Annotated in this window: 13 protein-coding genes; 1 reads left to right on the forward strand and 12 read right to left on the reverse strand. The window is 58.7% G+C overall.

The window, feature by feature from the left end; translation table 11 throughout:
- Positions 1 to 276: 276 nt before the first annotated feature.
- The 4 genes from ACKUG4_RS21435 to ACKUG4_RS21450 form a co-directional block, all read right to left on the reverse strand.
- A complete protein-coding gene (locus ACKUG4_RS21435) occupies positions 277 to 1,005 on the reverse strand; it encodes a dienelactone hydrolase family protein (protein WP_443522880.1) in 729 nt (242 codons plus the stop codon).
- 68 nt (positions 1,006 to 1,073) lie between these two features.
- On the reverse strand, positions 1,074 to 2,978 hold the full coding sequence (gene htpG / locus ACKUG4_RS21440) for a molecular chaperone HtpG (RefSeq protein WP_445434791.1): 1,905 nt from the start codon (positions 2,976 to 2,978) through the stop codon (positions 1,074 to 1,076).
- An 81-nt stretch (positions 2,979 to 3,059) separates the two neighbouring features.
- Positions 3,060 to 3,512, reverse strand: coding sequence for a PaaI family thioesterase (locus ACKUG4_RS21445; protein WP_236189687.1), 453 nt, complete (start codon positions 3,510 to 3,512; stop codon positions 3,060 to 3,062).
- Positions 3,509 to 3,985, reverse strand: coding sequence for a PaaI family thioesterase (locus ACKUG4_RS21450; protein WP_085648492.1), 477 nt, complete (start codon positions 3,983 to 3,985; stop codon positions 3,509 to 3,511). Before ACKUG4_RS21450 ends, ACKUG4_RS21445 begins: the two co-directional genes overlap by 4 nt.
- Positions 3,986 to 4,143: 158 nt before the next feature.
- Here ACKUG4_RS21450 and ACKUG4_RS21455 point away from each other — a divergent pair, with 158 nt between their 5' ends.
- Complete coding sequence (locus ACKUG4_RS21455; RefSeq protein WP_007959016.1) at positions 4,144 to 4,380, forward strand: hypothetical protein; 237 nt, start codon at positions 4,144 to 4,146, stop codon at positions 4,378 to 4,380.
- A 77-nt stretch (positions 4,381 to 4,457) separates the two neighbouring features.
- Here the strand turns inward: ACKUG4_RS21455 and ACKUG4_RS21460 are convergent, their stop codons facing one another.
- The 8 genes from ACKUG4_RS21460 to ACKUG4_RS21495 all read right to left on the reverse strand — a co-directional run bounded on the left by ACKUG4_RS21460 (position 4,458) and on the right by ACKUG4_RS21495 (position 15,273).
- The gene (locus tag ACKUG4_RS21460) at positions 4,458 to 4,859 is read right to left on the reverse strand and encodes an MAPEG family protein (RefSeq protein WP_064594489.1); all 402 of its coding nucleotides are present in this window, start codon (positions 4,857 to 4,859) and stop codon (positions 4,458 to 4,460) included.
- Positions 4,859 to 5,596, reverse strand: coding sequence for a DUF599 domain-containing protein (locus ACKUG4_RS21465; RefSeq protein WP_085608854.1), 738 nt, complete (start codon positions 5,594 to 5,596; stop codon positions 4,859 to 4,861). The genes ACKUG4_RS21460 and ACKUG4_RS21465 overlap by 1 nt, the downstream gene beginning before the upstream one ends.
- 151 nt (positions 5,597 to 5,747) lie before the next feature.
- On the reverse strand, positions 5,748 to 7,061 hold the full coding sequence (brnQ, locus tag ACKUG4_RS21470; protein ID WP_445434792.1) for a branched-chain amino acid transport system II carrier protein: 1,314 nt from the start codon (positions 7,059 to 7,061) through the stop codon (positions 5,748 to 5,750).
- A gap of 328 nt (positions 7,062 to 7,389) precedes the next feature.
- Positions 7,390 to 8,274, reverse strand: coding sequence for a succinate--CoA ligase subunit alpha (sucD, locus tag ACKUG4_RS21475; RefSeq protein ID WP_011333119.1), 885 nt, complete (start codon positions 8,272 to 8,274; stop codon positions 7,390 to 7,392).
- Positions 8,274 to 9,440: an ADP-forming succinate--CoA ligase subunit beta gene (gene sucC / locus ACKUG4_RS21480; RefSeq protein ID WP_064594483.1), complete on the reverse strand. Its 1,167-nt coding sequence runs from the start codon at positions 9,438 to 9,440 to the stop codon at positions 8,274 to 8,276. The genes sucD and sucC overlap by 1 nt, the downstream gene beginning before the upstream one ends.
- A gap of 201 nt (positions 9,441 to 9,641) precedes the next feature.
- Positions 9,642 to 11,078, reverse strand: a complete 1,437-nt coding sequence (gene lpdA, locus ACKUG4_RS21485) for a dihydrolipoyl dehydrogenase (protein ID WP_011333117.1) — start codon at positions 11,076 to 11,078, stop codon at positions 9,642 to 9,644.
- Positions 11,079 to 11,175: 97 nt separating this feature from the next.
- Entirely contained in the window at positions 11,176 to 12,399 is a 1,224-nt protein-coding gene (odhB, locus tag ACKUG4_RS21490; protein WP_445434793.1) for a 2-oxoglutarate dehydrogenase complex dihydrolipoyllysine-residue succinyltransferase, read from the reverse strand.
- Positions 12,400 to 12,441: 42 nt separating this feature from the next.
- Positions 12,442 to 15,273: a 2-oxoglutarate dehydrogenase E1 component gene (locus ACKUG4_RS21495; RefSeq protein ID WP_039769786.1), complete on the reverse strand. Its 2,832-nt coding sequence runs from the start codon at positions 15,271 to 15,273 to the stop codon at positions 12,442 to 12,444.
- Positions 15,274 to 15,409: the final 136 nt, after the last annotated feature.

The raw sequence follows: 15,409 nt of genomic DNA on the forward strand, positions 1-15,409 counted from the left end.
CTCCTGACCATGATTGATACCTGTAAACCATGTCCCCGGTCTCAAACGTAAAGGATGTACCCGGTCTTTACCCACCCCAGCCCTCTCCCAGGGGGAGAGGGAGCCGACCGAGGTGTCTTGCGTTATACATCGACCTGAAACACCGAGTCGATTATGGATTCAACAATGCAAGTTCAGGTCGGCGTAGCTCTGAAATATGCCCCAATCGATCCCCTCTCCCTTCGGGAGAGGGTTAGGCGGGCGGCGTTCCGATGAGGGGCTTTTGCTCTTCAGGCTTCAGCCCTTGAACACTTCTTCCAGCAAGTCATGCATCGACTTGAACGCCCGCGCTGCGGTCTTCGCGTCGTACATCATCTTGCCCGGCACATTGGCGTGCGGATCGGTGAACGAGTGCACGGCGCCACCGTAGCTCAGCAACTGCCAGTCCACGCCAGCAGCGTTCATCTCGTCCTCGAATGCCGGCAACTGCTCTTTCGGCACCAGCGGGTCCGAAGCACCGTGCAGCACCAGCACCGAGCCCTTGATGTTCTTCGCGTCCGCCGGGTTCGGCGAATCCAGTGTGCCGTGGAACGACACCGCCGCTTTCACCGGGGCACCGGTGCGGGCCAGATCCAACGCGCAGCAGCCGCCGAAGCAGAAGCCGAACACCGCCAGTTTCGAGGTATCGACCACCGCCTCGCCCTGCTTCTGCAATTGCTCGAATGCGGCCTGCATACGCTTGCGCAGCAGCGCACGATCATTCTTCAGCGGCATCATCGCCGCACCAGCCTGATCAGCGTTCTGCGGACGCACGGCCTGGCCATACACGTCAGCGATCAGCACCACATAACCCTTGGCCGCCACCGATTTGGCGATATCTTCAGCGCCAGCGCTGACACCCATCCAGTTCGGCGCCATCAGCAGCCCCGGACGCGCGCCTTTGTGCTCGGCGTCGAAGGCCAGGCGACCTTCATAAGGCTGGCCGTCAATCTGATAGACCACGGAACGTACAGTGACTTGGCTCATTTCTGACTCCAGATTGGTTGAATTCCAGAATGAAAAAACCCGCCGAAGCGGGTTTTTCTACAGCTTGATCAGGCCGACAGCTCGACCAGCAGCTTGTTCAGACGGGTCACGTAAGCGGCCGGGTCTTTCAAGCTGTCGCCCGCCGCCAGGGCGGCCTGGTCGAAGAGGATGTGCGACAGGTCGCTGAAGCGATCTTCGCTGGCCTCGTTGTCGAGCTTCTCGATCAGCGGGTGGCTCGGGTTGAATTCGAAGATCGGCTTCGAATCCGGCACCTTCTGCCCACTGGCCTCGAGGATCTGACGCATTTGCAGACCCAGATCCTGCTCGCCGATGGCCAGAATAGCCGGCGAATCGGTCAGGCGATGGGAAACCCGGACTTCGGCAACGGAATCGCCCAGTGCGGTTTTCAGGCGCTCGACCAGACCTTCTTTCGACTTGGCGACTTCTTCTGCGGCCTTCTTGTCCTCTTCCGAGTCCAGGTTGCCCAGATCCAGGTCACCGCGCGCGACGTCGACAAACGTCTTGCCGTCGAATTCGCTGAGGTAACTCATCAGCCACTCGTCGATACGGTCGGTCAGCAGCAGCACTTCGATGCCTTTCTTGCGGAAGACTTCCAGGTGCGGGCTGTTCTTGACCTGCGCGTAGGTTTCGCCGGTGAGGTAGTAGATCTTGTCCTGACCTTCCTTGGCGCGCGCCAGGTACTCGGCCAGACCGACGATCTGCTCGCCGTCGGTGCCATTGGTCGATGCGAAGCGCAGCAGACCGGCAATTTTTTCCTTGTTGGCGAAATCTTCTGCCGGGCCTTCTTTCATGACCTGACCGAAGTTCTTCCAGAAGCCCTTGTATTGCTCAGGCTCGTTCTTCGCCAGTTTTTCCAGCATGTCCAGCACGCGCTTGGTCAGCGCCGACTTCATCGAATCGATGATCGGGTCTTTCTGCAGGATTTCCCGCGACACGTTCAGCGACAGGTCGTTGGAGTCGACCACGCCCTTGATGAAGCGCAGGTACAGCGGCAGGAACGACTCGGCCTGATCCATCACGAACACGCGCTGTACGTACAGCTTCAGGCCTTTCGGCGCTTCACGCTGGTACAGATCGAACGGTGCGCGGGCCGGTACGTACAGCAGCGAGCTGTACTCGAGCTTGCCTTCGACCTTGTTATGGCTCCACGACAGCGGGTTTTCGAAGTCGTGAGCGATGTGTTTGTAGAACTCCTGGTATTCCTCGTCCTTCACTTCGGTGCGAGGACGGGTCCACAGGGCGCTGGCGCGGTTGACGGTTTCCCATTCAACTTCAGGCTTCTCTTCGCCTTCGGCAGCGGCCACTTCTTTCGGCAGCTCGATCGGCAGCGCGATGTGGTCGGAGTACTTCTTGATGATGTTGCGCAGACGCCAGCCATCGGCAAACTCGTCTTCACCGGATTTCAGGTGCAGGACGATGCGAGTGCCGCGCTCCGGCTTGTTGATGGTGGCGACTTCGAATTCGCCCTCGCCTTTCGACGACCAGTGCACGCCTTCGCTGGCAGCAGTGCCGGCGCGACGGCTGTACACGTCAACTTTGTCAGCTACGATGAAGGCCGAGTAGAAACCCACACCGAACTGACCGATCAGGTGCGAATCCTTCTTCTGATCGCCGGACAGGTTTTTCATGAAATCGGCAGTGCCGGATTTGGCGATGGTACCCAGGTGGGTGATCACATCGTCACGGTTCATGCCGATGCCGTTGTCTTCGAGGGTGACGGTCTTGGCGTCCTTGTCGAAGCTCACACGGATTTTCAGTTCAGCGCCATCTTCGAGCAACTCAGGCTTGGCCAGGGCTTCGAAGCGCAATTTGTCGACAGCGTCAGAGGCGTTCGAGATCAATTCGCGAAGGAAGATTTCCTTGTTGGAATACAGCGAATGGATCATGAGGTGCAGCAGTTGCTTCACCTCGGTCTGGAAGCCCAGGGTTTCCTTTTGAGTTTCCACACTCATGGTCATCAAACTCCAATCAGATGGCATTGGCCGCGACCTTACCGGTCGGCGGCGGGTTGTTCTGTGAGTTGGGGGCGTGCTTCAGGATTTCAAGGGCTCATCGATTTTGAAATGCGCGCGGGCAGTGGCGATCGGTTGGCTCTCGGTACTTTGCCAGGCCGTGACCGCGACGTTGGCCACCCGACGGCCCTGGCGGCAGACCTGACACCGGGCCCAGGTATCGCGAAACTGCCCGGCCCGCAGGTAATCGAGGGAGAAATCGATAATTTTCGGTACACCGGGCGCGCCGGTGAAAATCAGCAGGTGCAGGGCCGCGGACAGCTCCATGAACCCGGCAATCACTCCGCCGTGAATCGCTGGCAATAAAGGGTTACCAATGTTGTCCTTGTTTGCTGGCAGCCTGAACAGCAAGTCATCACCGACTCGCGAGCACTCGACGCCGATGAGTCCGGCGTAGGGAATCAGCTTCAGCAACGGCGCGTAGTCACCCTTCTCGTGTGCCTCTTGCAGTTGCTGCTTGAAATCGTCGCTCATGGGGTTTCTCCCTTGATCGCGCCACCAAAGCCTTTGGTGCCTTTAAGGCCCTTGCCCATGCGCATGAAGGTGCCGACGACATGGGCAATCGGTTGCTCGGGATCATCCTGATAGGCGAAGCCGCGAGCGAAGATCACATCGGTGGTGACTCGATAACATTGGGCGAAGCCATACACGTCTTTACGCGGCTCGGCGGCGTGCATGTAGTCGATGCGCAGATCGAGGGTCGGGCAGACTTCGAATTCCGGCAGGACGCACAGGGTCGACATGCCGCACGCGGTGTCCATCAATGACGTGATTGCCCCGCCGTGGATGACGCCGGTCAGCGGATTGCCAACGATCTGCGCACTGTACGGCAGCACCACCGTCAGGCCTTCGCTACTTGCGCTGTGCACCTTCAATCCCAGCACCTGACAGTGGCGCAAGGCCGAGAGAAACCGTGTCGCACGCTCAAAAACGGGGTTTTCGGCCATTTGATAATTACTCTTGTTAGTGGCTATTCCCAGTAGTGGAAAGAACAGCAAAAGTTCCATTGCAACACAAACTTATATATCTGAAAGAAATGAGGAACTTAAGCCGTGGGCCTGAGCTCTTAAGGCCAGTAGTTATTTTCCATAAGGAGAAACACCCCATGCGTAAGACTTTAGCTATTGCCTTGATGTTGACCGCTTCCCTCGGTCTCGCTGCCTGCGATAAAAAATCCGAGGACAAAGCTCAAGATGCCAACCAACATGCTGAACAAGCTCAGCAAGACATGAACAAAGCTCAGGATAAAGTGAACGACGCAGCGAAAGAAAACGCCGAAGCTGCCAAAGCTCAGGCCGAATCGAACGCTGCAGCGCAAGAAGAAGCTGCCAAGAAGCAATAAGCCGCTCTTGATGGCCAAAAAAGAAAACCCGCCAAGTGCGGGTTTTCTTTTGCCTGTGATTTTTTGCCCATGCCGTCTTAGAGCAAAACAGTTCTAAAAGTCGGACTAATCATCAGCAACAATGAACACACTAAGCCGACCAGCCAGACCAGACTGCGCAGCTTGGGAATATCCGCCAGGTAGAACCACAGATAGAAAATCCGTGAGATCACGAAGATGATCGCCAATGTATCGATCAGCCATCCCGCCGTCTGCGTGGTATGCGCCATCAGCACGCCAACGGCGAACAGGATGAACGCTTCGATGCTGTTCTGATGTGCCGCCAGTGCCCGGGCGCCGTAACCGGTGAGTTGCGCCTGCTGCTGACGCGGCAGGTGGTTGTTGTAACCGCCCTGCTCTTTCATGGCCTTGCCGACCGGCATACGCGCCACGTAGATCAACAATGCACTGATAAACACACACCAGAACGGAATACTCATCAAGCGGCCTCTTTGTTCGCTTCGGGCAATGGCGCCTCTGTAGGGGTATAGACCATTACATCGAGCACGTCGGAATGAAACTCCCGGCGATACAACACCAGCACCACGCCGGCGCTCATCAACATGAACAGCCACGGGCTGACGAACCACGCCAGCATGCTCATCCCGAAGTAATACGAACGCAGACCGAAGTTGAACTGGTTGGCCGCCATCGAAATCACCCGCGCCGCCCGCGAGGCGAACGCCTTGCGCTCCTGCTCCGAGACTTGCCGCTCACCGATCATCGGGGCCGAGCCGACCAGAATTGCGGCGAAGTTGTACTGGCGCATGCACCAGCTGAAGGTGAAGAAGGCATAGACGAACACCAGCGCCAGGCACAGCAATTTGATCTCCGACATGCCCTGCGAGGCCTGTTGCACCATCGGAATATCCGCCAGCAATGACACCGCGCGCTCGGAGGCGCCGAGCACGGTCAGAATGCCCGCCAGGATAATCAGCGTGCTGGAGGCGAAGAACGAGGCGTTGCGCTCAAGGTTGCCGATCACGCTGGCATCGGCGATGCGGTTGTCGCGCAGCAGCATGCGGCGCATCCAGTCTTCGCGGTACAGGTGCAGCACGCTGGCCAGGCACGCGGTATCACGGGCCTTCCAGGTGGCATAACGGGTGTAGCCACCCCAACAGATGACAAACCAGAGCGCGGCCAGCAGGTGGATCAGGTTGGCTTGGATGAACGACATGCAATTCCCTGTGATGAAGATTTCGGCTCCCCTTCGACGTTAGTCGAGGGAAAAAGACACTGCCTGAGGCCCATAAAAAATGCCCCGTATCGATTGATACGGGGCATTTCTGTTTAATCGCTCGGCAGCCGCTTGTGGCGGCCCGGCAGTCTTAGGCGAGCGCTTCGGCGCGTTTGCCCAGCAGGCGGTCGCAAACTACGGCAACCACCAGGGTCATCACGCACGGCACCAGCCACGCCAGACCTTGCTCGCTCAGCGGCAGGTGGGCCAGTTGCGATGGCATCCAGTCAGCCAGACCCGCGCCTTTCAAGGCATCGATGGTACCGAACACAAACGACACCAACATTACCGGGCCCATGATGCGGCTCTGTTCATGCCAGAACGCCGCACAGAAGCTCAGGGCCACCAGCACGATGCACGGCGGGTAGATCGCGGTCAGTACCGGGATCGAGAACGCGATCAACTTGGTCAGGCCCAGGTTGGACACCAGCAGCGAGAACGCCGCCAGGATAATCACCAGAGTCTTGTAGGACAGCGGCAGTACGCGGCTGAAGTATTCGGCACAGGCGCAGGTCAGGCCAACCGCCGTCACCAGGCACGCCAGGGAGATCAGCACGGCGAGGAAGCCGCTGCCCAGCGAACCGAAGGTGTGTTGCACGTAAGCGTGCAGCACCGCCGCACCGTTGGTCGCGCCCGCCGCCACTTCATGGCTGCCGGAGCCCAGACGGAACAGGCTGACATACACCAGCGCCAGACCGACACCGGCAATCAGCCCGGCGATGATCGCGTAACGGGTGATCAGCACCGGCGACTCGACGCCACGGGAGCGGATCGCGTTGACGATAACGATGCCGAACACCAGCGCGCCGAGGGTATCCATGGTCAGGTAACCATTGATGAAGCCCTGGGAGAACGGTGCCGCGACGTATTCCGGGGTGGCCACGCCGATGTCACCGGCTGGCAGCGCGAATGCGGCGATGCCGAGCACGGCCAGGGCGATGATCTTCAGCGGCGCGAGGAAACGACCGACGGTGTCCAGCAGACGCCCAGGGTAGAGCGAAATGAAGAACACCAGCAGGAAGTACACCGAACTGTAGAGGAACAGTGCCAGCGGGCTCTCGCCGGTCAGCGGCGCCAGACCTACTTCAAAGGAGACGGTCGCGGTTCGCGGGGTGGCGAACAATGGGCCGACGGCCAGGTAGCAAGCCGCTGCCAGCACGCCACCAGCGATTTTGCCGATCGGGCTGCTCAGGGCGTCCATTGCGCCACCGACCTTGGCCAGTGCGACCACGGTGACCACCGGCAGACCGACCGCCGTGATCAGAAAGCCCAGCGCCGCGATCCAGACGTTAGGCCCGGACTGCAAACCGACGATAGGCGGGAAGATGATGTTGCCGGCCCCGACGAACAGGGCGAATGTCATAAAGCCAAGTGCCAGGATGTCCTGACCTTTCAAAACTTTCATTAAGGAAATACCACACTACTGAATCGGAATTTAGAGGGGGATTTCCCTGTGGGGTTAGGGAAATGCTGTCAATCCGTATGAGACTGACCCGTTTAGCGCGTTGCATGCCTTGTGGGCGGCAGACGCAAAATGGCGGCTAGCCTAACGAATTTGCCCGACAAACGCACTGTTAGAGGGCGAACTATCCGATACGCGACGCTTCTGTGTCGCGTTTTTGCATGTTATTGGGTGAGTGCTTATAAATTGCCATCGTCCACCCGAACGCCAGAAACGACAAAGGCCACCCGAAGGTGGCCTTTGTTGCTGGAGCAGAGAAGTCAGCCGAAGCTTACTTCTTCACTTCCCAGCCAGTCAGCTCGGCCAGGGCCTTGCCGATGTCTGCCAGCGAACGCACGGTTTTCACGCCTGCGTCTTGCAGAGCAGCGAATTTCTCGTCTGCAGTGCCTTTGCCGCCGGAGATGATTGCACCAGCATGGCCCATGCGCTTGCCCGGAGGAGCAGTCACACCAGCGATGTAGGAAACAACCGGCTTGGTCACGTTAGCCTTGATGTAGGCAGCCGCTTCTTCTTCAGCCGAACCGCCGATCTCGCCGATCATGACGATCGCTTCGGTCTTCGGGTCTTCCTGGAACAGCTTCAGGATGTCGATGAAGTTCGAACCCGGGATCGGGTCACCACCGATGCCGACGCAAGTCGACTGACCGAAACCGGCGTCAGTGGTCTGCTTAACAGCTTCGTAGGTCAGGGTGCCGGAACGGGAAACGATACCGACCTTGCCTGGCAAGTGAATGTGACCTGGCATGATGCCGATCTTGCATTCGCCTGGGGTGATCACGCCTGGGCAGTTAGGGCCGATCAGGGTAACACCCAGCTCGTCGCACTTAACTTTCGCGTCCAGCATGTCCAGGGTAGGAATGCCTTCGGTGATGCAGACGATCAGCTTGATGCCGCCGAAAGCTGCTTCCAGGATCGAGTCCTTGCAGAAAGGAGCCGGAACGTAGATTACGCTGGCGGTGGCGCCAGTAGCTTCTACAGCTTCTTTCACGGTGTTGAACACAGGCAGGTTCAGGTGAGTGGTGCCACCTTTGCCTGGGGTCACGCCGCCAACCATTTTGGTGCCGTAGGCAATGGCTTGTTCGGAGTGGAAAGTACCCTGCGCGCCGGTGAAGCCCTGGCAGATTACTTTGGTGTCTTTATTGATCAGGACGCTCATTACTTGCCCTCCGCAGCTTTAACGACTTGTTGAGCAGCGTCGGTCAGGCTGGTAGCAGCGATGATGTTCAAACCGCTTTCTGCCAGTACTTTAGCGCCCAGTTCAGCGTTGTTGCCTTCAAGACGAACAACAACCGGGATTTTCACGCCGACTTCTTTCACTGCACCGATGATGCCTTCGGCAATCATGTCGCAACGAACGATGCCGCCGAAGATGTTAACCAGTACTGCAGCGACGTTGCTGTCGGACAGAATGATTTTGAAAGCTTCGGTTACGCGTTCTTTGGTAGCACCACCACCTACGTCGAGGAAGTTGGCTGGCTTGCCGCCGTGCAGGTTGACGATGTCCATGGTACCCATGGCCAGGCCGGCACCGTTCACCATGCAGCCGATGTTGCCTTCCAGCGCTACGTAGTTCAGTTCGAACTTGGCAGCGTGCGCTTCGCGCGGATCGTCCTGCGACGGATCGTGGAAAGTTTTCAGCTTGGGCTGGCGGTACATTGCGTTGGCGTCGATGTTGATCTTGGCATCCAGGCAGTGCAGATCGCCGTCAGCCTTGATCACCAGCGGGTTCACTTCCAGCAGAGCCAGGTCGTGATCCTTGAACAGCTTGGCCAGACCTACGAAGATCTTGGCGAACTGAGCAACCTGCTTGCCTTCCAGACCCAGCTGGAATGCCAGCTCGCGACCCTGGAATGGCTGAGCGCCGACCAGTGGATCGATGGTGGCTTTCAGAATTTTTTCTGGAGTGTCGTGAGCGATTTTCTCGATGTCCACGCCACCTTCGGTGGAAGCCATGAACACGATGCGACGGCTCGAACGGTCAACGACAGCGCCCAGGTACAGCTCTTTAGCGATATCAGTGCACGATTCAACCAGGATCTTGGTGACTGGCTGGCCGTTGGCGTCAGTCTGGTAAGTCACCAGACGCTTGCCCAGCCACTGCTGTGCGAAGGCTTTGGCGTCTTCTCTGCTGCGAACCAGCTTGACGCCGCCCGCTTTACCGCGACCACCGGCGTGAACCTGGGCTTTGACAACCCACTCGTTGCCGCCGATTTTGTCGCAAGCTTCTGCTGCTGCTTCCGGGGTGTCTACTGCGAAACCAGTGGAAACTGGCAGGCCGTATTCAGCGAACAGCTGCTTACCCTGATACTCGTGAAGATTCATGCTTTTTACCGTCTTCGTTAGGTACTGCGCATTCGGCGCTGCGCTCTTTATGAGTGCCGCGCCACCTGTGACTGCTGCTTGCGTAGCCTTTCCGGATACCCGGTGCAGCTACGCAAGGCTGCGTCCAGCGGACATTCCGCGGTGAGTCTTGCACGCAAGGCTCACGACGGGCCGTACCGCCGTGGTTTCTTATTGTGTGTCTTAACGCTTCTTGCGGTTGGCAATGTGGATGGCGCCGCCATTCACTGCCAAAGCTGCTTCGTGCAAGGCTTCAGACAGGGTCGGATGGGAGAAAACCATCATGCCCAGGTCTTCAGCGCTGGTGCCGAATTCCATACCGATCGCGCCCTGCTGAACCAGTTCTGCGGCGCTCGGGCCAATCACGTGCACGCCCAATACGCGGTCGGTCTTGGCATCGGCAATGACCTTGACGAAACCACCGGTATCGTTGGCGGCCATGGCACGGCCGGATGCTGCGAACGGGAAGGTGCCGACGTTAACTTCAACGCCTTCAGCTTTCAAGGCCTGCTCGGTTTTACCGACCCATGCGATTTCCGGGTGAGTATAAATAACCGAAGGGATCAGGTCATAGTTCATCTGGGCCTTGTGGCCCTTGATGCGCTCGACAACCATGATGCCCTCTTCCGAGGCCTTGTGAGCCAGCATCATGCCGCGAACCACGTCACCGATGGCGTAAACGCCCGGTACGGTGGTGGCACAGTGATCGTCAACGTGCACGAAACCGCGCTCGTCCAGGGTCACGCCGCTGTCGGCAGCCAGCAGATCAGTGGTCACAGGACGGCGACCAACGGCTACGATCAGCTTGTCGAAAGTGATGGTCTGTTCGCCGTTGGCGTCGGTGTAGTTCACAACGACTTCGTCGCCGTTCACTTTCGAGCCGGTTACGCGAGCGCCCAGTTTGATGTCCAGACCCTGTTTGGTCAGGGTTTTCAGCGCTTCCTTGGAAACAGCGGTGTCCGCTGCCATCAGGAAGGTGTCCAGTGCTTCCAGGACAGTCACTTCTGCACCCAGACGCGACCAGACCGAACCCAGTTCCAGACCGATCACGCCAGCGCCGATCACGCCCAGACGCTTAGGTACGGATTGGAATTCCAGAGCGCCGGTCGAATCGACGATGACTTTCTGATCGACCGGAGCCGGTGGAATGTCGATCGGACGCGAGCCCGGAGCCAGAATGACGTTTTCGGCTTCGATGACTTCAACCGAGCCGTCCGGCTTGGTGACTTCGACTTTCTTGCCGGCCAGCAGTTTGCCGTGGCCCTGGATCGAAGTAACGCCGTTGGCCTTGAACAGAGTGGCAACACCACCGGTCAGGTTCTTGACGATGCCAGCCTTGCGGCCAACCATCGCAGCGACGTCCATTTTGACTTCGCCGGTCGAGATACCGTGGACGTTGAAGCTTTCTTTCGCTTCCTTGTATTTCCAGGAGCTGTCCAGCAGCGCCTTGGAAGGAATGCAGCCTACGTTCAGGCAGGTGCCGCCCAGGGCTTGCTTGCCTTCAGCATCGGTGTACTTCTCGATGCAGGCAGTGCTCAGGCCGAGTTGCGCGGCCTTGATAGCTGCCACGTAGCCGCCAGGGCCCGCACCGATCACTACTACGTCAAATTTCTGCGACATTCAAAAAATCCTCTTTAGCGAAAAGCTTCAAGCCGCGCGCTGCAAGCCAGGCTGCGTTTTCCCGCAGCTTGAAGCTTGCAGCGCGTGACTGCTTCTATCAGATATCCAGCAACAGACGAGCCGGATCTTCCAGCAGGTTCTTGATGGTCACCAGGAAGGTTACAGCTTCTTTGCCATCGATCAGACGGTGATCGTAGGACAGTGCCAGGTACATCATCGGACGGATCACGACCTGACCGTTGATGGCCATCGGACGCTGGATGATGTTGTGCATGCCCAGAATCGCTGCCTGCGGCGGGTTGACGATCGGGGTCGACATCATCGAACCGAAGGTACCACCGTTGGTGATGGTGAAGGTGCCGCCGGTCATTTCGTCCATCGACAGTTTGCCGTCACGGGCTTTCTTGCCGAAGGTGGCGATGCCGCCTTCGATTTCAGCCAGGCTCATGTGCTCGGCGTTACGCAGAACCGGAACTACCAGGCCACGGTCGCTGGAAACAGCGACACCGATGTCGGCATAACCGTGGTAAACGATGTCGTTGCCGTCGATCGAAGCGTTGACCGCCGGGAAGCGTTTCAGCGCTTCGGTGGCAGCCTTGACGAAGAACGACATGAAGCCCAGGCGTACGCCGTTGTGGGACTTCTCGAACAGGTCCTTGTACTTCGAACGCAGGGCCATGACTTCGGTCATGTCGACTTCGTTGAAAGTGGTCAGCATCGCCATGTTCGATTGAGCTTCAACCAGACGCTTGGCAACGGTGGCACGAACGCGGGTCATCGGAACGCGCTTCTCGATGCGGTCGCCAGCGGCGAACACAGGAGCGGCGGCAGCCGGAGCAGCAGCCTTGGCAGGCGCGGCAGCCGGAGCGGCTTTCTTGGCAGCAACGGCTGCAACCACGTCTTCCTTGGTCACGCGACCGCCTTTGCCGGTGCCGGCAACGGACGCGATGTTGATGCCGTTCTCTTCAGCCAGCTTGCGCGCGGCAGGAGCAGCGATCGGGTCGTCTTCGCCATCAGCGGCAGCAGGTGCAGCGGCAGCAGCGGCCGGAGCAGCAGCGGCAGCCGGAGCGGCGACAGCAGCGCCGCCTTCAACGATGGAGCCCAGGACCTCGTCGGACAGGACGGTTTCGCCCTCGCCCTTGACGATTGCGCCCAGCACGCCGTCGGCGGTAGCCAGCACTTCCAGTACGACTTTGTCGGTTTCGATGTCGACGATCAGTTCGTCACGCTTGACGGCGTCGCCCGGTTGTTTGTGCCAGGTGGCAACGGTGCCATCGGCAACCGATTCCGGGAAAGTGGGGGCTTTGATCTCGATAGCCATTATCTGTGGTTCCTTAAATTCGGTTTCAGGTGCGCGAAGGCGTTAAACGGTAAACGCGTCTTGCAGCAGTTGTTCCTGCTGCTCGGCGTGCATCGATGCGTAACCACATGCTGGTGCAGCAGAAGCCTCACGGCCCGCGTACTCGAGTACGAGAGATTTGTTGAGGTTGCTGATGCTGCGACGCAGGTGGTGCTGGCTGCAGTACCAGGCGCCCTGGTTCATCGGCTCTTCCTGACACCACACGGCCGCTTTGGCATTGGTGTAAGGAGCCAGGACTTCTTTCAAGTCGTCCTCAGGGAATGGGTACAGCTGCTCGATACGCACGATGGCGATATCTTCGCGGCCTTCGGCACGACGTTTTTCCAGCAGGTCGTAGTAGACCTTGCCGCTGCACAGAACAACGCGCTCGACCTTTTTCGGGTCCAGGGCATCGATTTCCGGGATAACGGTCTGGAACGAACCTTCGGCCAGATCTTCCAGGGTCGAGATGGCCAGTTTGTGGCGCAGCAGCGACTTTGGAGTCAGAACGACCAATGGCTTGCGCAGCGGGCGAATCACCTGACGGCGCAGCAAGTGGTAGATCTGGGCCGGGGTGGTCGGCATGCACACCTGAATGTTGTGCTCGGCGCACAGCTGCAGGTAACGCTCAAGACGTGCCGAGCTGTGCTCAGGGCCCTGACCTTCGTAGCCGTGCGGCAGCAGCATGGTCAGACCGCAGAGACGGCCCCACTTGTGCTCGCCGCTGGTGATGAACTGGTCGATAACAACCTGCGCACCGTTGGCGAAGTCGCCGAACTGGGCTTCCCAGATCACCAGCGCGTTTGGCGTGGTGGTCGAGTAGCCGTATTCGAACGCCAGTACGGCTTCTTCCGACAGGAACGAGTCGTACAGGTCGAAGCGTGGCTGACCTTCATACAGATGCTTGAGCGGAATGTAGGTACCGGCATCTTTCTGGTTGTGCAGCACAGCGTGACGGTGCGAGAACGTACCGCGGCCGATGTCCTGGCCAGTCATGCGGATCGGGTGACCTTCGAACGCCAGGGTCGCGTACGCCATGGTTTCGGCGTAACCCCAGTTGATCGGCAGGCCGCCGGCTTGCATCTTCTGACGGTCTTCGTAGATCTTCGCGACCTGACGCTGAACCACGAAGCCTTCCGGAATTTCCAGCAGCTTGGCGGACAGTTCCTGCAGGGTCTTGAGGTCGAAGCGAGTGTCGTGACGCGCAGTCCAGGCGTGGCCCAGATACGGACGCCAGTCCACGAACAGCTCTTTGTTCGGCTCTTTGACCAGCGATTTCACGACGTGCAGACCGTTGTCCAGCGCGTTGCGGTATTCGTCGACTTTCGCCTGAACACGCTCTGCGTCCAGTACACCGGCCTGGGTCAGACGATCAGCGTACAGCTCACGAGTGGTGCGCTGCTTGGTGATCTGCTGATACATCAGAGGCTGGGTGCCGCTTGGCTCGTCGGCCTCGTTGTGGCCGCGACGACGGTAGCAGACCAGGTCGATCACCACGTCACGCTTGAACTGCATGCGGTAGTCGATGGCCAGCTGGGTCACGAACAATACGGCTTCCGGATCATCACCATTCACATGGAGGATCGGCGCCTGGATCATTTTCGCGACGTCGGTGGCGTACTCGGTGGAACGCGAGTCCAGCGGGTTGCTGATGGTGAAACCGACCTGGTTGTTGATCACGATGTGCACGGTACCGCCGGTCTTGAAACCGCGGGTCTGCGACATCTGGAAGGTTTCCATGACCACGCCTTGACCGGCGAATGCAGCATCACCGTGGATGGAGATCGGCAGAACCTTCTCACCGGTCGAATCGTTGCGACGGTCCTGACGGGCGCGAACCGAACCCTCGACCACCGGGGAAACGATTTCCAGGTGGGACGGGTTGAACGCCATGGCCAGGTGAACTTCACCGCCGGTGGTCATTACGTTGGACGAGAAGCCCTGGTGGTATTTGACGTCACCGGAACCCAGCTCGACCTTCTTCTTGCCTTCAAACTCGTCGAACAGCTCGCGCGGGTTCTTGCCGAAGGTGTTGACCAGTACGTTCAGACGGCCACGGTGGGCCATGCCGATGACGACTTCCTTGGTGCCGTACGAGCCGGAACGCTGGATCAGTTCGTCGAGCATCGGAATCAGGCTTTCGCCACCTTCCAGACCGAAACGCTTGGTGCCCGGGTATTTGGTACCCAGGTATTTTTCCAGGCCTTCACCGGCCGTCACGCGCTCGAGCAGGTGGCTCTTGATGTCCGCGGAATATTCCGGACGGCCACGCACGCTTTCCAGACGCTGCTGGAACCACTGGCGCTGCTCGGAATCGGTGATGTGCGTAAATTCAGCGCCGATGGTGCGGCAATATGTCTGCTGCAACGCTTCGTGAATTTCGCGTAGGCTCGCTTCCTCTTTGCCGATGAACAGGTCGCCGGCACGGAAGGTCGTATCAAGATCGGCATTGGTCAAGCCGTAGTGATTGATCGACAGGTCTGCAGGTGCAGGACGCTGCCACAGTCCCAGCGGGTCAAGCTGGGCTGCCTGGTGGCCACGCATACGGTAGGCCTGGATCAATCGCAGCACTTCAACCTGCTTCTTCTCGTGCTCACTGCTCACGCTGCCGGCGGAAACCGGTTGGGCGCGGCGCTGGTTCTTTGCCAGCAGCACGAAATGATCGCGAATTGTGGAGTGCGAAACATCGGTGGCAGAGCTGCCGTCGGCAGGCAGCTTCTGAAAGTAGGTGCGCCACTCTTCTGGCACAGCGTTAGGGTCGTGCAGGTAGAGCTCGTAGAGCTCTTCCACATAGGCAGCGTTTCCACCTGAAAGGTAGGCGCTGTTCCACATGCGCTGCATCACGCTTTCTTGCATGCTTGGTCACCCTCGGTTAGGGGAACACCATCGGTGCCGACACCGAGCAAGCTTGCAGAAGTCCGAATGCAGCGACCAAAACAAGCCACTTAGGATCACACTGATAGTCCGGGTACCAGCCCGGATGCCCCTGCTT

It is taken from the genome of Candidatus Pseudomonas auctus, assembly GCF_048654275.1.
GTDB lineage: Bacteria > Pseudomonadota > Gammaproteobacteria > Pseudomonadales > Pseudomonadaceae > Aquipseudomonas > Aquipseudomonas pharyngis.

Coding starts and splice junctions, on each gene's coding strand:
- ACKUG4_RS21435 (WP_443522880.1), bottom strand. CDS start 1,005: ATGAGCCAAGTCACTGTACGTTCCGTGGTCTATCAGATTGACGGCCAG.
- htpG (WP_445434791.1), bottom strand. CDS start 2,978: ATGAGTGTGGAAACTCAAAAGGAAACCCTGGGCTTCCAGACCGAGGTG.
- ACKUG4_RS21445 (WP_236189687.1), bottom strand. CDS start 3,512: ATGAGCGACGATTTCAAGCAGCAACTGCAAGAGGCACACGAGAAGGGT.
- ACKUG4_RS21450 (WP_085648492.1), bottom strand. CDS start 3,985: ATGGCCGAAAACCCCGTTTTTGAGCGTGCGACACGGTTTCTCTCGGCC.
- ACKUG4_RS21455 (WP_007959016.1), top strand. CDS start 4,144: ATGCGTAAGACTTTAGCTATTGCCTTGATGTTGACCGCTTCCCTCGGT.
- ACKUG4_RS21460 (WP_064594489.1), bottom strand. CDS start 4,859: ATGAGTATTCCGTTCTGGTGTGTGTTTATCAGTGCATTGTTGATCTAC.
- ACKUG4_RS21465 (WP_085608854.1), bottom strand. CDS start 5,596: ATGTCGTTCATCCAAGCCAACCTGATCCACCTGCTGGCCGCGCTCTGG.
- brnQ (WP_445434792.1), bottom strand. CDS start 7,061: ATGAAAGTTTTGAAAGGTCAGGACATCCTGGCACTTGGCTTTATGACA.
- sucD (WP_011333119.1), bottom strand. CDS start 8,274: ATGAGCGTCCTGATCAATAAAGACACCAAAGTAATCTGCCAGGGCTTC.
- sucC (WP_064594483.1), bottom strand. CDS start 9,440: ATGAATCTTCACGAGTATCAGGGTAAGCAGCTGTTCGCTGAATACGGC.
- lpdA (WP_011333117.1), bottom strand. CDS start 11,078: ATGTCGCAGAAATTTGACGTAGTAGTGATCGGTGCGGGCCCTGGCGGC.
- odhB (WP_445434793.1), bottom strand. CDS start 12,399: ATGGCTATCGAGATCAAAGCCCCCACTTTCCCGGAATCGGTTGCCGAT.
- ACKUG4_RS21495 (WP_039769786.1), bottom strand. CDS start 15,273: ATGCAAGAAAGCGTGATGCAGCGCATGTGGAACAGCGCCTACCTTTCA.